Source organism: Bacteroides sp. MSK.20.12, from assembly GCF_019052435.1.
GTDB lineage: Bacteria > Bacteroidota > Bacteroidia > Bacteroidales > Bacteroidaceae > Bacteroides > Bacteroides xylanisolvens.
The window spans coordinates 60,597-83,019 of record NZ_JAHQVH010000016.1; the positions used below are offsets into that span (position 1 = coordinate 60,597).

A 22,423-nucleotide genomic window follows, 5' to 3' on the forward strand; every position below is an offset into this window, starting at 1 on the left:
AACTATTGCGCATTTACGAAATATTCGTAGATTTGCGAAGTATTCGTAATTAAACAACATCTCCATGGAAAAGTTAACTATACAAGAAGAAGAAGTAATGATCTACATTTGGGAGTTACAATGCTGTTTCGTAAAAGACATTGTTGCAAAGTATACGCAACCGGCACCTCCTTATACCACAGTAGCATCTATTGTAAAGAACCTTGAGCGGAAAGGATATGTCACACCGAAACGTGTGGGTAATACCTACCAATATACTCCCGCCATTCGTGAAAATGAATATAAACGTCATTTCATGAGTAGCGTAGTTCGTAACTACTTTGAGAACTCTTACAAAGAAATGGTTTCTTTCTTTGCCAAAGACCAGAAGATTTCGACCGATGATCTCAAAGATATTATCGATCTTATTGAAAAAGGAAAAGAAGATTAATAGAAAACATTCATCATCATGACTCCGGAACTAGCTTATTTTCTAAAGATAAATGTAGCGATAGCTCTGTTCTATGCATTCTATCGGTTGTTTTTCCATAAAGACACCTTCTTCCATTGGCGTAGGATGGCTTTGCTATGTTTCTTTGCCATCTCCATGCTTTATCCCCTATTGAATATTCAGGGATGGATAAAAGCTCACGAACCGATGGTGGCAATGGCAGATCTTTATGCAACCATCCTGCTTCCGGAGCAAGTTGTGACTCCTACACAAGCGACTGTCATAAATTGGCAAGAGGTTATCACGCAGTTCGCTAAAATTATTTATTGGAGCGGAATGTTATTACTTACCGCACGTTTCTTCGTACAACTGGGTAGCATCATCCGATTGCATTTCCAATGCTCAAAAAGCAATATACAAGGAGTACGCGTACATCTATTAAAAAAAGAAACAGGTCCTTTTTCTTTCTTCCACTGGATATTCATACACCCGCAATCACATACGGAATCTGAAATCAGTGAAATCATTACGCATGAAGAGACCCATGCCCGACAATACCACTCGGTGGATGTGCTTTTCAGCGAAATAATGTGTATATTCTGCTGGTTCAACCCATTTATCTGGTTAATGAAACGGGAGGTCAGAGGAAACCTCGAATACATGGCAGACCATCGTGTATTAGAAACGGGACATGATAGTAAATCATACCAGTACCACTTATTGGGACTGGCACATCACAAGGCTGCAGCAAATTTATCAAATAGTTTCAATGTTTTACCACTCAAAAATCGTATTAAAATGATGAATAAACGAAGAACGAAAGAAATAGGAAGAACCAAATATCTGATGTTTCTTCCCTTAGCTGGCATCTTGATGATTGTCAGTAACATCGAAATGGTAGCACGTACTACTGAAAAATTTGCAAAAGAAATGATGGGACAAGTAACGGAAGAAGTTGCCATGCAAGCTGAAACCACAAATATTCCCGAACTTTCTACAAGAGAAATTCAAGAAATCAGCCTTCCGCAAGGTACAAAAGGAAAGGAAGTAACGGAAACACAAATCAAGAGTGTACCGGATTCAGTTGTCTTTCAGGTTGTAGAAGAAATGCCGGATTTTCCGGGAGGGATGAAGGCATTGATGGATTACTTGTCTAAAAATGTCAAATATCCGGCTGAAGCACATGCAATCGGTGCACAAGGACGTGTAATTGTAAGCTTTACTGTTAAAAAGGACGGAAGTATAGCTGACACAAAAGTAGAACGAAGTGTCAATCCGTATCTCGACAAAGAAGCCATGCGTGTCATTGCTGCCATGCCTAAATGGCAACCTGGCAAACAAAGAGGGGAAGCAGTAAATGTAAGATTTACAGTTCCCGTTGCTTTCAGACTATCCGATCCAGAACTACCCAAGGCGGAAGAGATCAAACAGTCTGATCTGGACGAAGTAGTTGTAGTGGGATACGGTCCACAGGAAGATTCAACTCCCGGTGCAGTAGGTGTGAAAGGAGAAAACGCAGATCAGGCTTTCACTGTAGTAGAAACAATGCCCAAATTCCCGGAGGGACAAGCCGGGTTGATGCGTTATCTTGCTAGAAGTATCAAATATCCTGTCATTGCTCAAAAAAACAAAGAACAAGGCAGGGTAATCATACAAATGATTATCGGAACAGACGGTAGTTTGTCAAACGTAAAAGTATTACGCAGCGTATCTCCGTCACTGGATGCAGAAGCCATCCGTGTAGTGGGAAACATGCCTAAATGGGAACCGGGAATGCAAAAAGGACAGGCTGTCCCTGTTAAGTATACCCTCCCTATCACGTTCCGGTTACAATAAATAACTTCCCCGATACCGCTCCCTTTCCTCATCGGTGAGGAACGGGGCGTTCATCGGTGGGGAACTCTCTCCTCCCGGTGCCGGACGTATCTTTCCCCGGTGCTGAAAAAAGTCATTTCTTTTTCAGCTTTTCGCAAGGATAGTTATAAAAAGATCCTTATATTTGTTCGTGTAATAAAACATTATTCACATGAAAAGATTCGCATGGATTATCGGTTTAATATTCTGCACAATCTGCACCATACAAGCCAAAGACAGAGTTATCGAGCGGCCTCCTTTTCTAGCATGGAGCTCCAATAGTATTGAGATTGATAAAATTGTCATGAGTGATACCGTGACAACAGTGTATATAAAAGCTTTTTATCGCCCGAAATACTGGATTAAAATAGCAACGGGCAGTTTTCTGAAAGATAATAACGGAATGCTTTATCCTATCCGAAAGGGAGTTGGAATCACATTGGATAAGGAATTCTGGATGCCGGAATCGGGAGAAGCGGAGTTTCAACTCTTATTTCCCCCAATACCTGAAAATGTAACCAGTCTGGATTTCTCGGAAGGGGACTTCGATGGGGCCTATAAGATATGGGGAATACAATTAGACAAAGAGACATCCTATAAACAAAAACTTCCCAAAGAAGCAGTCATACACAAAATAAATAAGAAAGCGATATTGCCTACTCCTCAGTTGGCTTTTGGAACCGCTACACTCAAAGGAAAAATACTGGACTATCAAAAAGAGATGATGCAACAAATGAAGATGCATATAGAAAGTCCTGCATTGAATATCCACAATGAACAGAATATCATAAAGATCAAAGAAGACGGCACTTTTCAGGCGGAGGTCAAAGTAGCGTCCGTTACAAGTGTAGCATTAGAACTTCCTTTTGGCTGGATCGAGTGTCTGATAGCTCCCAACGAAGAGACATCGCTCATCATCAATACAAAGGAACTATGCCGCAGACAGGCGCATCTGCAAAAAAAGGATAAAACGTATGGAGAACCTGTATACTTTAATGGTTATCTGGCTAGTCTGCAACAAGAACTAGCTTCCGTAGATATAGATATTGTGTTGAAAAGCGTTTATTACATGGATATGTATAACGACATTGCCGGAAAAAGCGCAGATGAATACAAGGCCTATGTATTGGAGCGTCTTCCATCCATTCGAAAAGAAATTGCACAATCCACATACAGCAATGCGTGTAAAGAGCTATTAAATATTCAGGTAGATCTGGCAGCGACTGGTAAAATCGCCATGACGGAGAGAGAACTAAAATCAGCATATATCGCTGTTAATAAACTGAATAAAGAACAGACTGACGACTATTTCTACAATACCCGCATTGACATTCCTACAGGATACTATGACATATTGAAAGAGTTCACTTCTATCAACACTCTGAAAGCGCTATACGGTAAATATTACGCATCAACAATATACTTGATAAGTTTTCTGCCAAATTCTTTAGATGTACTTAAAGAGACACTGGGAACGGGACAGGGCCCCTTATTCGATAACATTAAATTTAATAAACTGTATCAATCCATAAAGGATTTTACCCCGTTAACAGCAGAGCAGAATGCCAAACTAAAAACTTTTTCTTCCCCGGCATACGCAGAGATGCTTACTCAAACGAACAAAGAAATAATAAAGAAAATAGAATTAAACAAAAGAAAGACAGGCTTCACTGTAAACGAGACGGGACAAGTCTCCAATGAGGACTTATTCCCATCCATTATCTCTAAATTCCGCGGACACACGTTGTTAGTCGATTTTTGGGCAACTTGGTGTGGCCCTTGTCGCACAGCCAATAAAGCCATTACTCCAATGAAAGAGGAATTAAAAGACAAGGATATTATCTACCTCTACATCACAGGCGAAACTTCACCCAAAGGCACTTGGGAAAATATGATTACCGACATTCATGGTGAGCATTTCCGTGTGACAAATGAACAATGGAGTTTTCTGATGTCCAGCTTCAATATCCGGGGAGTTCCTACTTATTTTGTTGTTGATCCGGAGGGTAATATTACTTTCAAGCAAACTGGATTTCCCGGAGTAGACACCATGAAAAAAGAGCTTATGAAAGCTTTGAATAAGTAATTCGAACGTTAAAAAGATAGTGACGGTATATGTTTAGGATAGTGACGGTATCATTATCATATACCGTCACTATCCTAAACATATACCGTCACTATCTTGTAGAGGAAAATCCGCCAACAACAATTGCTATATAAGTATGTCATCATAATTAGTTTATATAATATATTTAGGCATGGATTACGCGGATTATAATATAAGATTATTTTGCAAGAATACGTAATCCTAAAAATCAATAAATAAACGAGCCTCCGTAGTCTTTTCAAAGACTACGGAGGCTCGTTTTATATCCTATGGATAACTTACTGCAAAGCTATCCAACTCTAGATTCCACTTATTTATGCATTTCCACGATTTGAGTCGGCGCCATCTCTACATTCCGTCGATCTACTTGACGAACGACACTGGCAGCCAGGGATAAGAAAGCACGTCCGGTTACGGAATCTTCATCCAACGCAACAGGTGTACCATTATCTCCCCCTTCGCAAATGCTTTGTACGATAGGTATCTGTCCCAACAAAGGAACATTCATCTCTTCAGCCAATTTCTTTGCGCCTTCTTTTCCGAAGATATAGTATTTATTTTCGGGAAGTTCGGCAGGAGTAAACCAAGTCATATTTTCAACCAAACCAAGGATAGGTACATTTACCTTATCATTGGTAAACATATTGATTCCCTTACGGGCATCTGCCAAAGCCACTGCCTGCGGAGTGCTGACAACAATCGCCCCTGTCATGGCCAGCGTTTGAACAACTGTCAAATGAATATCACTGGTTCCGGGAGGAAGGTCTATCAGAAAATAATCCAACTCTCCCCAAGCTGCATCAGCAATCAACTGTTTCAACGCATTACTAGCCATTCCACCACGCCACAAAGTTGCCTGATCCGGATCGACAAAGAAACCGATAGATAATAATTTCACTCCATATTTTTCTACCGGAATAATCATGTCACGACCGTCGATACGTTCAGCATAAGGGCGTGCATCTTCCACCTGAAACATCTTCGGCATAGAAGGACCAAAAATATCAGCATCAAGCAAACCTACTTTATAACCTAATTTAGCCAAAGCAACAGCCAGATTCGCAGACACCGTAGACTTGCCTACTCCACCTTTACCGGAAGATATGCCGACTATATTCTTCACTTGCGGAAGGAGCTTGCCAACTTCCGGACGGGCAGCTTGTTTACTTTCCGCTGTGATCGTTACCTGCACATCAGGAGAGACATACGTATGGATAGCTGTTTCCGCAGCCTTCAACATTGATTTCATAAACGGATCAGTCGGTTTCTCAAAGATCAATGAGAAGCTGACAGTCATGCCATCAATACGGAGATTATCGGCAACCATCTCCGCTTCCACCAGATTCTTTCCCGTACCGGGATAACGCACCGTTGCCAATGCATCTAATATCAATTTAGGATAGAGAGTCATTTTATTTACTATTTGACGATTTACTATTTACAATTTAAAATCACCATTCGATTAAGTGTCAGTTCACTTTAAGGGCGATTGTTACTGCACAAAACTATTTACTTGTACTTAATCCGCTACGTTTGCTACGATTGTAGCTACGATAAGGATCGAGCTCTATTTCTACATCCGGTTCTTGCAATTGACCTTCCTGCGGAAGCCGGAATTTGATATACTTAATAGCTAAACCACGATCGAGCCATTGTTGTTCATAATAAGTCTTGATACCGAGAATATCATCTACCAAATCGGAATGATATAAATCTTCGGTCATAAACTCAACGGGAAGACGGTTTGCTTCAATCATGTATTTTGTATAGGTAAACATGAAGTTGCTGTCCGTTTTCAGGTGGATAATACCATTCGGCTGCAAGAATTTACGGTACCGTTCCATAAAATAGGTGGAAGTCAATCGCTTGGTTGCTTTCTTCATTTGCGGGTCAGAGAAGGTAAGCCATATTTCACTTACTTCGCCTTCGGCAAAAAAACGTTCAATGATTTCAATATTGGTACGCAGAAAAGCGACATTCTTCATTCCGGCCTGTAATGATTCCGTTGCTCCCGTCCACATACGGGCACCTTTTATATCAACTGCTATAAAGTTCTTTTCGGGAAACATTTTACCCAAGCCGACGGTGTACTCACCACGTCCGCAGCCTAGTTCGAGCACAATCGGATGATCGTTTTTAAAAAACTCCTTATGCCATTTTCCCTTCATGTCAAAAGGCACGTTATCTACCGCCGAATAAGGATATTCGAACACGTGTGGATAACTCGCCATATCGGCAAACTTTTCTAATTTATTCTTTCCCATATCAATCCTGATTAGACCGCAAAGGTACTGATTTTGACGCAACCGACAAAAAGAAATGGAGCACAGATTTCTCTATGCTCCATTCTTCTATAATATTGAATGCTTCGTGTTATTAAATCTCAACATTCACCTCAACGTTTACTTCTACATTTCCACCTTGTTGTGCTTTCAAATCTTCATAGAAAGCTGCACGGGAAATAGCAACATACGGTTGCAGGAAAAGAAATCCGATACCAAAAGTAAAAATACAAAGGATAGCCCAACCAATGAAGCTTAAATCAAGCATGAACAACTTCATCTTGTTCCCTTCCATCATAGCCATACTTTTCTCAATAGCTGCATTGTTTTTCATTTCCGGTTCATCTTTCAAGATAAAAGATGTCATTGCATAAGAATAAGACTTAATGATACCCGGTATAACCAGCAATAATGACCACAAAACTGTATAGACAGTCTGAAGCAACATAGTTACAAAAATACGTCCATAATCCTGGAAACCTTCGAACAAAACACCAAAGTCAATGTCTTTGCCTCTACATACACCAAGCATTACAATAGTAAAGCCGTATGCAACCGGTAGTCCGACAAACAATGAACATAATCCGCCAATCACAGGAATAGCAGATAATCCACCGGCAATAACTGAATAAATAAGTGCAGCAACGGCTGCCATAGGCCACTTTCCTCGAAGTGCCTCACGCGCCTGAGCACGCAGTTCTGAGTTTAGTTTTAACATAGTGAATAATATTAATTGATAAATGTGTTATTTCATTATATACAGTTATTCCACAATTGTCACCCAGCCATGTGTATCCGGCTCGTCGCCATACTGAATTCCACGCAGCTTATTGTACAATTTTGTACAGATAGGTCCCGGCTTACCGTCTTTAGAGATAACGTATGATTTTCCGTTTTCCAAATCATCGATACGCTGAATCGGGCTGATTACTGCGGCAGTACCACAAGCACCTGCTTCTTCAAACGTTTCCAGTTCTTCTTCCGGTATCGGACGGCGTTCCACCTTGATACCCATATCTTCTGCCAACTGCATCAAACTCTTATTGGTAATAGAAGGCAGGATAGAAGATGATTTCGGAGTGATATAAGTATTATCTTTAATACCGAAGAAATTGGCAGCACCACATTCATCGATATATTTTTTTTCTTTCGCATCAAGATAGAACTCGCAGGAATAACCCAGATCGTGTGCTTTCTTGTTAGCACGAAGGCTGGCTGCATAGTTGCCACCTACTTTATAAATACCTGTTCCATGAGGAGCGGCACGATCGAACTCACGAATGATAACGTACGGATTGGTAGAGAAACCACCTTTGAAATATGGACCTACCGGAGTTACGAACACTACAAACATATACTCTTCAGCAGGATGTACACCTACTTGGGCACTTGTTCCGATCAACAGCGGACGAATGTAAAGAGAAGCACCGGTTTCATAAGGAGGGATAAAACGTTCATTCAGTTTTACGACTTTCAAAATTGCTTCTTTAAACCGTTCTGTCGGAAGTTCTGCCATCAGAATTCCCTGGCAAGTAGATTGCAGACGGGCAGCGTTTTCTTCCAAACGGAAAATACGTACTTTACCATCCTTTCCACGGAATGCTTTCAGCCCTTCAAAGGCTTCCTGACCATAGTGCAAACAGGTTGCCGCCATGTGCAAATTGAGGTGTTCGTCACTACTAACCTCTAATTCTCCCCATGCACCATTACGGAAGTTGATTCTCACATTGTAATCTGTCTTCATGTATCCGAATGACAGATTCGCCCAGTCTATTTCTTTCATATTGTTATGTATTAGTTTATTTTCTATTGCATTGAAACGCAAAAATAACTTTTATTCTTCAGATAGCCTCTTTTCTTGCAATAATTTTTCGACTTCCCGGTCGGCTTTTGTCAGTTTATCCTTGCAAAAAGCAATAATCTCATTGGCTTCTTTTATTTTCTCACTCAAAATGTCGATATCCAGTTCGTTATTATCTATCTGGCGAACGATCTTTTCGAGACGTTCCATTGCTTGGGAATATGTTTCTTTTTTTGCTGCCACGATGATTGATATTTAATGGTTAATGATGAATGTTCTTACAAATACACAGTCGACGGATAGTTACTTTTCCACCACAGATTGCACTTCTCCTTTCAGCAACCGGGTTGTCAAGCGATCTCCCGGTTTCAGCGAAGATGCATCCGTCACCGCTTTCCCGTCTTTGATTGTAATACTGTATCCCCGGCTCAAGAGTTTATCCGGAGAGGCGTCTGCTATTCGCTGTTGTAAAAGTTCCAACCGGTGAGACTGACGGGCCAACAATGCTTTCGCCACTTGTGACAAATCCTTCTTTGCTGCCAGCAAAGAAAAACGAGCATCCGCAAGTTTGCGGTGAACAAGATTGGGAATACGGATTTGGAGCGCCTCCAACCTTCGTTGTTCCTGCTCAAGAAGCATATAAGCTCCCTGTTGAAGACGTACAGATAATTCTTCCAGATGCTCTGCTACTTCCGTTACCTGATGAATCAGAAGTTCGGCAGCAGCCGTAGGAGTCTTTACCCGGGTATGAGCTACAGAGTCAAGCACTGTATCATCGCGTTCATGACCAATACCGGTAATGATAGGTAATGGAAATTGCGCACATGCAGCTGCTAGTAAATAAGTATCAAAACCGGATAAATCGGAAGTAGCCCCACCGCCACGAATAATGACCACTACGTCAAATTCATTGATGCGGGCATTGATACGGTCTAAAGCCACCAATACAGACTCTTCAACCTGATTGCCTTGCATTAAAGCCGGAAAAAGTTCTGTATAAAAATAGAATCCGCCCGGATTGTGCTGTAACTGATGGCAGAAATCTCCATATCCGGCTGCGGTAGCCGAAGAAATGACAGCAACACGTTGGGGAAGAACCGGCATTTCAAGTTCTTTATTCAACGTCAAGACTCCCTCCTCTTCCAACTGCAGTAATATTTCCCGACGACGGCGAGCCATATCTCCCAACGTGTAAGCAGGATCAATACCAAGCACCGTCAAACTGTAACCATATAACTCATGAAACTGAACAGTTACTTTCACCAGCACTTTAATACCGGAGGTAAATAGTTGTCCGGTGCTTTCCTCAAAATAGGGTTTCAGCAAGCGGTAGATATTATTCCAAATCATCCCCCGTGCTTTGGCTACGAGATTATTACTACGAGGATCTTTCTGCACAAATTCCAGATAACAATGCCCCGTCGTATTGGAACGGACATCGCTCAACTCTGCCTGTATCCAATATTCATCGGGCAGGCATTGCTCCAGACTACGGCGGACAAGTGAATTCAGTTCTAAAAGGGAAAGAGAATCCATAAAAAAGAACAGTTAACGTTGAGTTGATTGATATGCCTTCCACAAATCGGGAATACCATATCCATATATATTATCCGGGAAATCAGCTCTATCACCTGACTGACGCACCAAATCAATAATCTGCTTTGCCGTCAGCTTCGGACAAGCTTGCCACAAGCAAGCTACCATACCGCACATAATCGGAGAAGCAAAAGAGGTTCCATTGGCGCGACGAAGATTTCCATCCGTTCCCATCACATCCGAATTTAAACCGACAGCCACTACGTCCGGTTTCACACGTCCGTCAGCTGTATTTCCTACAGAAGAAAACGGCGCCAGTTCTCCTCTTTTTGTTACAGCTCCTACAGTTATGATATTCTCCGCATCTCCCGGAGGAGTAATCTTCTTCCACGAACCTGCACCCGAATTTCCGGCACTGCACACAACTACCATTCCTTTATCGGCAGCCTTCGCAGCTTCACGGGACATCAATGCATAATGACCATTCAAGTCACGGTATCTATAATTCTTCGCAGGATCGTCAAATGAGTAGTAACCAAGCGATGTATTCACTAAATCCACTCCTACACTATCGGCAAACTCGATAGCTGCCGCCCAATAATCCTGCTCTACCAAATTTTCCGAATATTCGTCTTCACTACGCAGCAACCAATAAGAAGCTTCAGGAGCAGTGCCAATCATCACATGCGGCTGGTTCATAGCCATACAGGACAATACAGACATTCCATGACTGCTTTCTGCATAAATATCTGCCTCCGGATTCACAAAGTCACGCACACCGAGGATACGGATATTTTTCATGGCATCAATCTTATCCACATTATGGAAGCCGGCATCAATCACGGCAATAGTCATTCCCTGTCCCTTAAAGCCGGCATCATGCAGGAGATCGACGCGGCTCATAGCCGCTTGCGTGATTGCAGGACCGTAAAGGCTATCGGTGCGCAACGGTTTATTTATCAATGAGTCTCTTTGAAATGCTCTTTGCGTGATACCTTTCCACACCCTTTCTGTAGAACGTACAAAAGGCAGTTGAGCTATTTCGCTGATTAAAGTACTGTCATTACAAGAAACAGTAACGAAATTATCCCATTTCCCGGTCACAAGTACATGAACACCAGTTTTTCGTATGGCATCTACATACGTCCTGCAAACCGGTAAATCGGTAGAATCAATGGGCAATCCCTGTTTTTTTCTCCGCTCAATAGATTTCTTAGACAAATACTTTTCCGGTTTCTGCAAAGAATAGTCCGTAGCCGCTTTGTCTTTCAGACTAATCCGGTATTTTAAGGTATCTCCCGGAGTAAATTGGGCAGATACCCCCAGATACATATTTAGAGCGAGAATCAATACTATAAACTTCTTCATAAGTTATCTTTCTATTTTAATCAATCATAATTCTTCATTTTCTATAATCACCAGCCCGATTCCTCTTTGGGAAGCGATAAAAGCTCCTCCCAGCACCCGTCTTCCATCATAAAACACAGCAGATTGTCCGGGAGCAATGGCTGAAGCCGTTTCGAGGAAACGGACCAACAAACGTCCGTCTTCCAGTCTTTTCACCCGACAGGGAATCGGACGACTGCGATAACGAATCCGCACTGTCAGATCCTCACACCCGAACAGTTCCCGTTCATCCACAATCTTATCCTGCTCCGCCAACATGTATTCAGTTTCCAATTGGTCGGCATCTCCAAGCATCACCGTATTTTTCTGCGGATTGATTTTCAACACATAAGCAGGCTTTCCTAAAGCGATCTCCAGTCCTTTTCGTTGGCCAATCGTATAATAAGGTGCTCCTTTATGTTTCCCCAGTTTTACTCCTTCAGAGTTAACAAACCATCCCGGTCCGATTTCACTATCCAGTTCGGGACACTGCTCACGAAGAAAATCACGATAATCTCCTTTAATAAAGCAGACTTCCATACTTTCTCCTTCTTTCGACTTTGCTTCATATCCTTTCTCCGCAAGATACTCACGGACCTTTACTTTCGTATAATCTCCCAACGGGAAAATGCAACGTTTCAGCACATCCTGCCCCAATCTCCAGAGAAAATACGACTGATCTTTCTTATCATCGTCTCCGGCTACTATATAAATGTTTCCGTTTTTCTCTTCCAATCGCGAATAATGTCCGGTAGCTACCCATGCACAATTCAACTTATCCGCCCACTCCGTCAGAACACGGAACTTAAACAACGGATTGCACATCACACACGGATTCGGTGTACGCCCCTGCTTATATTCATCTATGAAGTTTTTTACGATGGTCTCTTTAAAAGGAATACGCTCATCTGCCACATAATGTTCAATCCCCATTCGTTCAGCTAACTCCCTGGCGTCCTGCGGTTCATCTCCCCACACACGCATGGTAACTCCTACGATCTCATATCCTTGTTCTTGCAGCATCAAGCAAGTAGCGGTGCTGTCTATGCCACCGCTCATACCTACCAATACTCTCTTGTTTCGTTCTTCCATTCGAATTTTGAAAATTTACATGGTTACAAATGTACGAGATTTCAAAGAGAAAAGTTGCTTTTCTGAAAGAAAATCCTTATATTTGAAATATACCAAAAGCGAGAACAATTATGGCTAACCCTAGATTACCGGGCATTTCCGAAAACGAAGAAGCCTTATTGTATGCCAAATTGAATGAGTACAACCGAGGCAGAGCCTCTTTTAAAGAGGCAGGAGTCTACTTGGTGGTGTTGCCCCGACCGGGGAAACCAAACTATTCCCTTTGGCTGTACTCTCCCCTGCCCGAAAAGCAATCTATTCTTTATATACATGACCTGTCACCGGACATTAACGAATCCCTCCGAATGGCCAGTACAATGTTTTACTATTCAAGGCGTTGCCTTATTCTCATGGATTACAATGAGAAAAGAATGCAGAGTAACGGTGACGACCTTATCTTTTTCGGAAAATACCGGGGACATTTTCTTCATGAAATTTTGAAGATAGATCCTGCCTATTTAAGTTGGGTAGCTTACAAGTTCACCCCAAAAATACCTAAACAGGAACGCTTCGTCCAAATAGCACAGGCTTATCATTCCATACATTTGGATATCATGATCAGAAAGTCGAGAGAGAAACGTTCATCAAGCCGCTATTTGGGAGAATTAGGGGAAAAACTGACTGACTTAAAATTAAAAGTCACACGCGTACGACTGGAAGACGATCCATACAAAACAAGAGTGAACGGCACTACCCCACAGTTTTTTGTCAAGCAGATACTGACTTTAACCGATGCCAGTGGAAACCTGGTTATTATAAGTATTCCATCAAAAAATCCCAGTGCGGTTTCATGCACTCTATCAGGGATAGAACATGAATACCGACTGGGAGATATTATCTACATTGCATCGGCGAAAGTATCACGCCAATATGAAAGCTATGGTTCAAAGTACACGCGCCTTAGCCATGTGAAGTTCGCAAGCCTCAACGTTTAGTCCAATCGTCCTTGACAAAACTTGCCGGATAGGAAATTTTATCCACCACTCCGTCTTTCTGACGAATCCAGGACGTAAATGTACGAGCCCCCTCATCTAATACGATGATACGGGCCCCGTTAGGCAAATGATTATATTCCGTATTTCCACCGGTGAAGCGTCCATAAGCCAGAAGAATACCTTTCCACATCACTGCATAATCATTATCATGATCGTGTCCTACAAACATACCCATCACATCACCCGCTTCTTTCATTGCCGCAAACATTCCCGTATTCAATTTAGGTGCACAAGCTTCCTCCATACGAGTTCCGCGAAGAATCGCATTTTCGGTACGGGCAGCTTCATTGTATTCAGGAAGAGGAATATGGAAAAAGGCAAGAGCCGGCAAAGGCTGTCCACCATTTTGCGCTTTATAAGCTGCACTCTGCTGGCGATACCAATTTATCTGATCGAATGTAAGCCATGCATATCCCTTCACATCTTTCAAAGGAGAATAGGAATGAGAATCCATGCAATAAAGCAAAGCTGCATCCTTCTTTACATTAGAAGACGATTTCACAGTTAATACATAGTCCGGCGATAAGACTGTTCCCCGGTCAGGCAATAAATTGCCGGGAACTTTACGGATAATATCATATAACTGTTCCCGTGTCATTCCCTGTTCATTGTCATGATTACCAAAAGTGACCACGAAAGGCAGTTTGCGTTTAACTACCGGTTCCAATACCTGCAACATTCCGGAATCTGCCGGAGCAGAATAAACAACATCGCCGGTAAAAATCACCAAATCCGGGCGTTCATCATCAAGCACCTGATTTATGCGTTCCAAAGCGATATCAGAAGCCCGGTTGCCGTATTTAAAATGCACATCGGTAAATTGCACAATTTTGAATTTACCATCTTTACTAAATTTCAGTTCACTCTTTTGAGCCATACAAAAAGTTGTTACCAACAAAAAGGTAAGTGTTAAGTAAATTTTTAAGAGCCGAATCATATTTATTTGTTTTAGGGGTTAAGAAATCTTCTCTATCAATACGGTAGCATAGGCTGATATACCTTCTTCACGACCCGTAAAACCGAGTTTCTCGGTAGTAGTCGCCTTAATGGAAATATCATCCGCATCAATTCCCATGACAGTTGCCATCGTCTCTTGCATCAAAGGAATATGTGCCTTTAACTTCGGGCGTTCGGCACAAATGGTTGCATCGATATTACCCACTTTATATCCTTTGGTAGCAATCAATTCCACTGTTTTCTTCAGCAGAATTTTGCTATCTATGTTTTTAAATTCTCCAGCCGTATCGGGAAAGTGATAGCCGATATCACGCATATTCGCCGCCCCTAACAAAGCATCGCAAACCGCATGCAACAATACATCAGCATCCGAATGCCCCAACAATCCTTTTGTATGTTCCAAAAGAATACCACCCAGCCACAATTCACGCCCTTCGACCAGCTGATGTACGTCAAAGCCAAAGCCTACTCTTATCTTCATATTTTGTATAACAAATGAGTACTAATGAATAAAAAAGATCAACGGATATAGAAATCCAGCAGTTTTTCCTCTTCCAGATAACCTTGCAAACGCTGTCCGATACTAACAGGACCTACACCGACAGGAGTCCCCGTAAAGAGTAGATCTCCGATTTTCAACGTTACAAACCGACTGACATAAGCGATAATATCATCTATCTTGAAAAGCATATCTGCTGTACAGCCACGCTGTACTTCTTTACTGTCGATCAACAGATTGAAGTTCAAATTTTGAATATCTTTATAATGCTCTACCGGAACAAAAGTCCCAATAGCAGCCGATGAGTCAAAACCTTTACAAAGCTCCCAGGGATTCCCCTGTTCACGGAACTTTCGTTGAAGGTCACGGGCTGTAAAGTCGATACCGACTGTCACAGCATCATAATAGCGGTTAGCAAAACGGGGAGCGATATTTTTCCCCAATCGGTTGATACGGACTACCAATTCCGTTTCATAATGTATCTCGTTGGAAAAGTCGGGGATGAAAAACGGTTTGCCATCTTTCAGAATAGCAGAATCAGGCTTCATAAAAATCACCGGCTCCGTATTTACTTGTGTATGTCCCAGTTCTTTGTTATGCTGGGCGTAGTTCATGCCTACTGCAATAATCTTCATTATTTCTCGTTAAAATTCAATCGGTTAAACATAACAGCCAAATGAGCATATAAAGACGTATTCTGCACCACAATATTCTCGGGTACACGGATTCGGAAAGGAGTAAAGTTCCATACGGCTTTTATACCTCCGTCTACCATCTTATCTGTAATTTCCTGAGCAATATTAATAGGCACGGTCAACACACCGATATTTACATCGTATTCTTTCATCTTTGCCTCAAAATCATCGGAGTGAAAAATAGGAATACCATTCAGGTCTTTTCCCACCAATTCCGGATTCACATCAAAAGCTGCCACAATCTCCAGCCCGAAATGATGCAAACCTGAATCCCGAAGCAAAGCAGCCCCCAGGCTACCTACACCAAACAAGAAGGCTTTGTGCATATTGGTAAATCCAAGAAAACTCTCCAACACTTCAATCAGCGCATCAATGTTATACCCTACTCTCGTGCGCCCGGAGATATTGACGTAGGATAAATCCTTGGCGATTTGAGAAGCGTCAATATTTATTTCTTTAGAGATTTGTGTAGAAGAGACATACTGCTCTCCTTTTTCTTTCATTAGTTTTATGTTGGACAGATACCAGGGAAGTCTGCGCAAGGTAGGCTCCGGCACTTTATCCGCCTCTTTTCGTATAGATGTGCTCATACTTCTTACTTAATTTGGTATTTTGCAAAAGTACAATCTTTTTTGAGACTGACAACCCTATAACTGAAAACCTTAATAGAGATTAAACAAAACAATGAAAAGAGGTTCAAATTTTGCTCTTTTCCATAAGTTTAATACTTTTGAAAAGGATTAAAAATGACGAGTATGAAAAATAATGATTGGAAAGATAGATTAAACGTAGTGTATTCCACGAATCCGGACTTCGGCTATGAAATGGATAACGATGAAGAGCAAGTTACTCTCGACAAAAACAAACAAAACCTGCGAGTTTCCATTGACAAAAAGAACCGGGGCGGTAAAGTGGTCACATTAATTACCGGATTTATAGGTACGGAAAACGACTTGAAAGAGCTGGGTAAGCTACTGAAAAGCAAATGCGGAGTAGGCGGATCGGCTAAAGACGGAGAGATTATGGTACAAGGAGATTTCAAAACCAAAATCATAGAGCTGCTTATCAAAGAAGGATATGCCAAAACCAAAGGCATAGGAGGTTAAACTAAATAGTATTTATAACTAAATATTTTAAAGATATGAGAAAAGTAACATTATTCTTTGCAGCAGCACTATTCTCACTGTTGTCATTCGCACAAGACAACAATGCTGATATCGTCAAGGTAGGCGATAATATGCCTGTTTTCACCCTTCATTCAACAGTGAACGGTACCATAAACTCTGAAGACCTGAAAGGGAAAGTTGTATTAATCAATATTTTCGCCACTTGGTGTGGTCCTTGCCAAAACGAACTGGCTGAAATTCAGCAAACACTTTGGCCTAAGTATAAAGACAACAAGGATTTCCGTATATTAGTAATCGGGCGCGAACATACAGACAAGCAATTAACGAAATACAACAATCGTAAAGGGTTTACATTTCCTCTCTACCCGGACCCCAAACGGGAAGTCACAAAGAAATTCTCCAGCCAATACATTCCTAGAAGTTACTTAATCGACAAAGAAGGAAAAGTGATATCTGCCACTGTCGGTTACGAAAAAGGGGATACAGAAAAACTGATGAAGGAAATAGACAAAGCATTAAAATAATCCTCCTAAAGAATATGCTTCATGTTATACATGGCAAGCTCTTGAGAAAAGGAATGGATAAAATCAGATTAAGAGAAAAGATGGTGTATCAAAAGTAAAATCATCTATTAGATTGATATCTAGTAATGAAAGTTATATTAAAAAGGAACGGCAATTAACTCGTAACGAATTAATTGCCGTTCTTATATCTTCAAATAGGGAGTTTTAATGAATATCCCTTAATGTGTTCATTTTTAAGGACCACATCATAGAATTTGAATCTGATTGATTATTCAGCTTTCAAAGTGAAACGCTTGAAATCAACAATCTTCAGTTCAGGGTCAGCAGCAGCCAACACTTCTCTTACAGTTTTCTTACCGTCCATGATATCTTCCTGGTTCAATAAGCAAACTTCTTTCAAGAACTTGCCCAGACGACCTTTCGCGATGTTCTGAATCATTTGTTCAGGCAGATGTGCAGCCTTCTCTGCAGAAACAGTAGCAATGATTTCTTTTGCTTTAGCTACATCTTCAGCTGTAATCCATCCTTTAGCCATGTTGCTATCCATGTGTTCTTCGCTGTCCACATGAGCCGGGTTGATGTTAGCTTTCTTCAGAGCAGCTTCTACAGCTTTCTGTACCTGTTCTGCTTTTGTCTTCTCAATAGCAACTTCAATTTCTTTCTGTTTTACTTCTTCAGAAACGCCATCTTCATCAATAGCAATCGGGTTCATGGCAGCAATCTGCATAGCTATTTGCTTAGCCAACTGCTCGTTCACTTCCTTGTTGAAAGCAACAATCGTGCAAAGACCATTTCTGTTCATGTGATTATAAACAGCAGTGCATACACCTTCTACAGTCATGTAACCATCCAGTTCCATCTTCTCACCTGTGATACCGCTACGGTCAGTCACTGCATCCTGTACAGTACCGTTACCCATCGGCAATGCTTTTACTTCGTCCAAAGTAGCGCATTTATTAGCCACAGCAAGATCAAGAATATCCTGAGTCAGTTTCACGAAATCAGCATTCTGAGCCACAAAGTCAGTTTCACACTTCAAAGCAACGATAACAGCACGGTCACCGGTAGTTTTAGCCAAAACGCAACCTTCAGAAGCTTCACGTTCCGAACGCTTAGCAGCAACAGCTTGTCCTTTCTTACGGATAATTTCCATTGCCTTGTCGAAATCGCCTTCAGCTTCAGTCAACGCGTTTTTGCAATCCATCATACCAGCTCCGGTCATTTTGCGCAGCTTGGTAATATCAGCCATACTTACAGCCATAATAATTTCCTTTATTTAAATGAATAATAATTTTCGAAACAAAAAAATGTGCCAATCTGCCAATCAAGATACAAGCGTATAAATATACTCTTGCACATTAGCAAATTGGCACATTTTATATATTAAGCCTCTTCGTCTTCCTTGATGAAAGCAGCAGCTTTAGCTGCGTTAATAGCTTCTTCGTCAGACTTGTCGAGTCTAGCTTTCACTGATTTCTTCTTGCCTTTGTTAGCAGGAGCTTCACCAGCAGCTTCCATATCGATCTTTTCAGCTTTTCTTTCTTCCAAACCTTCGATCATTGCAGCGCAGCAAGCATCCAAGATAACTTCTACTGATTTAGTAGCGTCATCGTTAGCAGGAATTACGAAATCTACGTTTGAAGGATCAGAGTTAGTATCAACGATACCAAATACAGGGATACCCAAACGGTTAGCTTCGCGAACTGCGATGTTTTCTTTCATTACGTCGATAACGAACAATGCAGACGGCAGACGAGTCAGGTCAGCGATAGATCCCAAAGTCTTGTCTAATTTTGCACGTTGACGAGAAATCTGAAGAACTTCTCTCTTAGAAAGGTTAGAGTAAGTACCATCGTTAGTCAATTTATCGATAGTAGCCATTTTCTTCACAGCCTTACGGATAGTCGGGAAGTTAGTCAACATACCACCCGGCCAGCGTTCGATTACATAAGGCATATTAACAGATTGAGCTTTCTCAGCTACAACTTGTTTAGCTTGTTTTTTAGTAGCAACAAAAAGAACTTTTTTGCCAGATTTGGCAATCTGTTTCAAAGCTTCAGCAGCTTCGTCTACTTTTGCAACTGTTTTGTGGAGGTCAATGATATGAATACCATTGCGTTCCATGAAAATATAAGGAGCCATTGCAGGGTTCCACTTTCTCTTAAGGTGTCCGAAGTGGCAACCAGCCTCCAATAATGTATCAAAATTTGTTCTTGACATCTTGTTTTTTCTTTAAATCGTTTACTTTCTTTTTTGTTTTTTCTAAACCAACCGCTGGGTAGTCTATGAGCAGAGTCCCAGTAGTTTAGATACTAAACATATTCCTCTATCAGGCAGCACATTAACGCTTGCTGAACTGGAATCTTCTACGAGCTTTCGGCTGTCCCGGTTTCTTACGTTCAACAGAACGAGGGTCACGAGTCATGAAGCCTTCTGCACGAAGAGCGGCTTTATCTTCAGCGTTCATCTTAACCAGTGCACGAGCGATTGCCAAACGCAATGCCTGAGACTGACCAGTGAAACCACCACCACACAAGTTCACCTTGATGTCATACTTCTCAGCAGCACCCAGCTTGTTCAATGGTTGTTTTACAACATACTGAAGAATAGTTGATGGAAAGTACTCTGCAAGGTCTCTCTTGTTAATAGTAATCTTTCCTGTACCTTCGCTTACGAATATGCGTGCAATAGCACGTTTACGTCTGCCTAATGCATTTACTACTTCCATTATATCTTATTTATATGAATTAATATCAATCATTTTCGGGTTCTGAGCAGCCTGTTTGTGTTCGCTACCAGCGTAAACATACAAGTTATTCAGCAATTTAGCTCCCAGGATATTCTTAGGAAGCATGCCCTTCACTACTTTTTTCAGTAATCTCTCTTCACCGTTCGGTTTTGTGATCAAACGGGCAGGAGTCATTTCTCTCTGACCACCAGGATAACCTGTATATGACAAATAAACTCTGTCATTCCATTTGTTACCAGTCAGTTTTACTTTGTCTGCATTGATGATGATAACGTTATCACCGCAGTCTACGTGAGGAGTAAAGTTTGGTTTGTACTTTCCTCTCAGCAATTTTGCAACTTTTGCTCCCAGACGGCCTAATGTTTGGTCTGTAGCGTCAACGATAACCCATTCTTTGGTTACAGTCGCTTTGTTTGCAGAAATGGTCTTGTAACTTAAAGTATCCACTCTAATTTTGTTTTTTAAATGTTACTACTAAAAATTTCTTCACCACTCATTAGTCTTCCCCGGACAAAGGAATACTAACTTGCTATGAATTAATCTCTTATCATTTTGTGATAATAATCGGCTTGCAAAAGTACGGCTTTTCTTTGAATTGGCAAACTATTTTTGTATATTTTTCCAGTCGCCTATTCTATTGAGAGTCTTCTCAATACCCGTTATTATTCATTCCATTGAGTTTCGGATTACTTTGTATCTCTTTCAGAGGGATAGGGAAAAGTTCATGTTTACCCTCCGTAAAATTCCGGTAAGCCGGATATGGTTTGTTCTCTTTCTGATTGACGGAACTGATCTCACCAAACAGTTTCAGAGCCTTTCCCAACACTCCCCAACGTATCAGATCATATTTGCGCTGTCCTTCAAAAGCCAGTTCAAAGCCGCGTTCCCAGTAGAGAGCCGTCCGGAACTTTCCTTCCGGTGTAGAGTCGTCAATGAAAGTCAGGTTATGTGTCTTTTTCCGTATGCTCATCATTTCATCATAATTCGCTTCTGTAATAGAAGTCGCTTCAGCACGTGTACGTACGCTATTCAACAAATCCCATGCTTTCTGTCTGTCCGTTCCTGTTTCATTATACGCTTCGGCAGCCATCAATACCACATCAGCATAACGCAAAGGACAATAGTTTACATCCGCATAATTGATATTCTTGTTCCATGACTCTTTCGGCATCCATTCCCGGCGCCATTTTCCCACATACCAGCTACCTGCACTTCTTTCTTCTTTTACATGCTCTTTTTTAGTACCATTCCAGGTATAACGATAGGTGCAAATAGCGACATCACGACGTTTATCGCTCGCTTCGAAGAAGTTACGCCATTCGGGGACTACTATAAAGAAACCGTTGGCACGTCCCATATACTGATTTGATTCAGATGCAGAAACTCCGGTAGGTTCCGCCACCTGCGGACCATTATAAATTCCCCATGCTCCACCGTTACGACGTCCTTGCGAATGATAGAAAGCAATCTCCCAAAGGCTCTCCTTATTATTCAGTACCCCCTGCGAGTAGCTTTTAAAGAGTGCCTCATAACCACCGTCATAAAAATCATGGTATCCTTTCTTTTCAAAAGCCTCCCACTCTTTTATCACTGCATCGAAATATTCCATCCGCTTACTTTCCTCCGGACGTTTCAACTGTCCATTCGACTGAAGGCTGTATCCTGCACGCTGCAAATATACACGCATCAGCAATGCACGGGCAGCTCCCTGTGTCACCCGTTCGGGACTGGAAGAAGCTGTGGCCCAATCCAGATTGTTCTTAGCGAAAGTAAGGTCGGATATAATCACGTCATAAATCACATCCCTGTCCACACGTTCACCAAAAGCAGATTCGTAGGATGATGAATAAGATGTTTTGAAAGGCACATCTCCCCAATATCTCACCAAATCAAATGCGAGGAAAGCACGCAGAAAGCGAGCTTCCGCTTCCAATGCTTTCAGACGGGTATTTTCTGCGTATCCTATCATGCCACAAATTCCGTCAATGGTGAGGTTAGCCCGGTCGATTCCCTCATATTTCAGTTTCCAGATACTTTCAATCCACGTATTCGTGGAGTTTAGCTGATAATGTGCAATATCGTGAACCTGATTGTCAGACTGCGTACGAGCCGTATAATAGGTATCGTCTGATGCAGGAGAAGCCATTTCGTACCAACCATAATGATTAAAGTCCGACAATGAACTATATATTCCCATCACTGCCATTTCCGCTTTATCTTCCGAATCGAAATAGCGGTCCCGGTCATATTTTGAGTTAGGTTCTTCCGTTAGCAAATCCTCGCAAGAGGTAAGCCCTGTAAATAACAAGGCGAATACGGCATATAATAGATGTATCTTTTTCATGATTAC

The 22,423-nt window shown here is 41.5% G+C and carries 23 protein-coding genes; 6 read left to right on the forward strand and 17 right to left on the reverse strand.

Annotated features, from left to right (window positions below; all coding sequences use genetic code 11):
* Positions 1 to 64: 64 nt before the first annotated feature.
* The 3 genes from KTR06_RS10550 to KTR06_RS10560 all read left to right on the forward strand — a co-directional run bounded on the left by KTR06_RS10550 (position 65) and on the right by KTR06_RS10560 (position 4,370).
* Positions 65 to 430: a BlaI/MecI/CopY family transcriptional regulator gene (locus KTR06_RS10550; RefSeq protein ID WP_141408856.1), complete on the forward strand. Its 366-nt coding sequence runs from the start codon at positions 65 to 67 to the stop codon at positions 428 to 430.
* Between the two features lie 18 nt (positions 431 to 448).
* Positions 449 to 2,266 (forward strand): M56 family metallopeptidase, encoded by a 1,818-nt coding sequence (locus KTR06_RS10555; RefSeq protein WP_008020471.1) that lies wholly within the window; start codon positions 449 to 451, stop codon positions 2,264 to 2,266.
* Between the two features lie 190 nt (positions 2,267 to 2,456).
* Positions 2,457 to 4,370 carry a redoxin family protein gene (locus KTR06_RS10560; protein ID WP_217290333.1) on the forward strand — a complete coding sequence of 638 codons (1,914 nt, stop codon included), beginning with the start codon at positions 2,457 to 2,459 and terminating at the stop codon, positions 4,368 to 4,370.
* 331 nt (positions 4,371 to 4,701) lie between these two features.
* Here the strand turns inward: KTR06_RS10560 and KTR06_RS10565 are convergent, their stop codons facing one another.
* From KTR06_RS10565 to mnmA, 8 genes are all read right to left on the reverse strand, one after another.
* A complete protein-coding gene (locus KTR06_RS10565) occupies positions 4,702 to 5,802 on the reverse strand; it encodes an Mrp/NBP35 family ATP-binding protein (protein ID WP_217290334.1) in 1,101 nt (366 codons plus the stop codon).
* 94 nt (positions 5,803 to 5,896) lie between these two features.
* Positions 5,897 to 6,655 carry a tRNA (guanosine(46)-N7)-methyltransferase TrmB gene (gene trmB, locus KTR06_RS10570; protein WP_004309382.1) on the reverse strand — a complete coding sequence of 253 codons (759 nt, stop codon included), beginning with the start codon at positions 6,653 to 6,655 and terminating at the stop codon, positions 5,897 to 5,899.
* A gap of 112 nt (positions 6,656 to 6,767) precedes the next feature.
* Positions 6,768 to 7,391: a DUF975 family protein gene (locus KTR06_RS10575; protein ID WP_004314729.1), complete on the reverse strand. Its 624-nt coding sequence runs from the start codon at positions 7,389 to 7,391 to the stop codon at positions 6,768 to 6,770.
* A gap of 45 nt (positions 7,392 to 7,436) precedes the next feature.
* Positions 7,437 to 8,468, reverse strand: a complete 1,032-nt coding sequence (locus KTR06_RS10580; RefSeq protein WP_255344345.1) for a branched-chain amino acid aminotransferase — start codon at positions 8,466 to 8,468, stop codon at positions 7,437 to 7,439.
* Positions 8,469 to 8,507: 39 nt separating this feature from the next.
* Complete coding sequence (gene xseB, locus KTR06_RS10585) at positions 8,508 to 8,717, reverse strand: exodeoxyribonuclease VII small subunit (RefSeq protein ID WP_004314727.1); 210 nt, start codon at positions 8,715 to 8,717, stop codon at positions 8,508 to 8,510.
* Between the two features lie 60 nt (positions 8,718 to 8,777).
* On the reverse strand, positions 8,778 to 10,010 hold the full coding sequence (xseA, locus tag KTR06_RS10590) for an exodeoxyribonuclease VII large subunit (RefSeq protein WP_211421267.1): 1,233 nt from the start codon (positions 10,008 to 10,010) through the stop codon (positions 8,778 to 8,780).
* A 12-nt stretch (positions 10,011 to 10,022) separates the two neighbouring features.
* Positions 10,023 to 11,378, reverse strand: a complete 1,356-nt coding sequence (locus tag KTR06_RS10595) for a S8 family serine peptidase (RefSeq protein ID WP_141408851.1) — start codon at positions 11,376 to 11,378, stop codon at positions 10,023 to 10,025.
* Positions 11,379 to 11,402: 24 nt separating this feature from the next.
* Entirely contained in the window at positions 11,403 to 12,488 is a 1,086-nt protein-coding gene (gene mnmA, locus KTR06_RS10600) for a tRNA 2-thiouridine(34) synthase MnmA (RefSeq protein ID WP_195651286.1), read from the reverse strand.
* A 110-nt stretch (positions 12,489 to 12,598) separates the two neighbouring features.
* On the opposite strand from mnmA, the gene KTR06_RS10605 reads away from it, so the two are divergent.
* A complete protein-coding gene (locus tag KTR06_RS10605; RefSeq protein WP_004314722.1) occupies positions 12,599 to 13,462 on the forward strand; it encodes a hypothetical protein in 864 nt (287 codons plus the stop codon).
* Here KTR06_RS10605 and KTR06_RS10610 read toward each other — a convergent pair.
* The 4 genes from KTR06_RS10610 to KTR06_RS10625 are packed head-to-tail and all read right to left on the reverse strand — an operon-like array spanning position 13,452 to position 16,263.
* Entirely contained in the window at positions 13,452 to 14,459 is a 1,008-nt protein-coding gene (locus KTR06_RS10610; RefSeq protein ID WP_074706626.1) for a metallophosphoesterase family protein, read from the reverse strand. The genes KTR06_RS10605 and KTR06_RS10610 overlap by 11 nt on opposite strands.
* Before the next feature lie 18 nt (positions 14,460 to 14,477).
* A complete protein-coding gene (gene ispF, locus KTR06_RS10615) occupies positions 14,478 to 14,960 on the reverse strand; it encodes a 2-C-methyl-D-erythritol 2,4-cyclodiphosphate synthase (RefSeq protein WP_004308656.1) in 483 nt (160 codons plus the stop codon).
* A gap of 38 nt (positions 14,961 to 14,998) precedes the next feature.
* On the reverse strand, positions 14,999 to 15,613 hold the full coding sequence (locus tag KTR06_RS10620; RefSeq protein WP_004314720.1) for a fumarylacetoacetate hydrolase family protein: 615 nt from the start codon (positions 15,611 to 15,613) through the stop codon (positions 14,999 to 15,001).
* On the reverse strand, positions 15,613 to 16,263 hold the full coding sequence (locus KTR06_RS10625) for a redox-sensing transcriptional repressor Rex (RefSeq protein ID WP_004297208.1): 651 nt from the start codon (positions 16,261 to 16,263) through the stop codon (positions 15,613 to 15,615). The genes KTR06_RS10620 and KTR06_RS10625 overlap by 1 nt, the downstream gene beginning before the upstream one ends.
* Positions 16,264 to 16,428: 165 nt before the next feature.
* Between KTR06_RS10625 and KTR06_RS10630 the strand changes: the two genes are divergently transcribed.
* Together KTR06_RS10630 and KTR06_RS10635 are read left to right on the forward strand one after the other, a co-directional pair.
* Positions 16,429 to 16,779, forward strand: a complete 351-nt coding sequence (locus KTR06_RS10630) for a translation initiation factor (protein ID WP_151934831.1) — start codon at positions 16,429 to 16,431, stop codon at positions 16,777 to 16,779.
* A gap of 35 nt (positions 16,780 to 16,814) precedes the next feature.
* Positions 16,815 to 17,324, forward strand: a complete 510-nt coding sequence (locus KTR06_RS10635; protein ID WP_217290335.1) for a TlpA disulfide reductase family protein — start codon at positions 16,815 to 16,817, stop codon at positions 17,322 to 17,324.
* Positions 17,325 to 17,592: 268 nt separating this feature from the next.
* Here the strand turns inward: KTR06_RS10635 and tsf are convergent, their stop codons facing one another.
* The 5 genes from tsf to KTR06_RS10660 form a co-directional block, all read right to left on the reverse strand.
* Positions 17,593 to 18,585 carry a translation elongation factor Ts gene (gene tsf, locus KTR06_RS10640; protein ID WP_004297205.1) on the reverse strand — a complete coding sequence of 331 codons (993 nt, stop codon included), beginning with the start codon at positions 18,583 to 18,585 and terminating at the stop codon, positions 17,593 to 17,595.
* Between the two features lie 122 nt (positions 18,586 to 18,707).
* Positions 18,708 to 19,544, reverse strand: a complete 837-nt coding sequence (gene rpsB / locus KTR06_RS10645; protein ID WP_004297204.1) for a 30S ribosomal protein S2 — start codon at positions 19,542 to 19,544, stop codon at positions 18,708 to 18,710.
* A gap of 121 nt (positions 19,545 to 19,665) precedes the next feature.
* Positions 19,666 to 20,052: a 30S ribosomal protein S9 gene (gene rpsI / locus KTR06_RS10650; RefSeq protein ID WP_004297203.1), complete on the reverse strand. Its 387-nt coding sequence runs from the start codon at positions 20,050 to 20,052 to the stop codon at positions 19,666 to 19,668.
* Between the two features lie 6 nt (positions 20,053 to 20,058).
* Positions 20,059 to 20,520, reverse strand: a complete 462-nt coding sequence (gene rplM, locus KTR06_RS10655) for a 50S ribosomal protein L13 (protein WP_004297202.1) — start codon at positions 20,518 to 20,520, stop codon at positions 20,059 to 20,061.
* Between the two features lie 202 nt (positions 20,521 to 20,722).
* Entirely contained in the window at positions 20,723 to 22,417 is a 1,695-nt protein-coding gene (locus KTR06_RS10660; protein ID WP_195564626.1) for a RagB/SusD family nutrient uptake outer membrane protein, read from the reverse strand.
* Positions 22,418 to 22,423 lie beyond the last annotated feature (6 nt).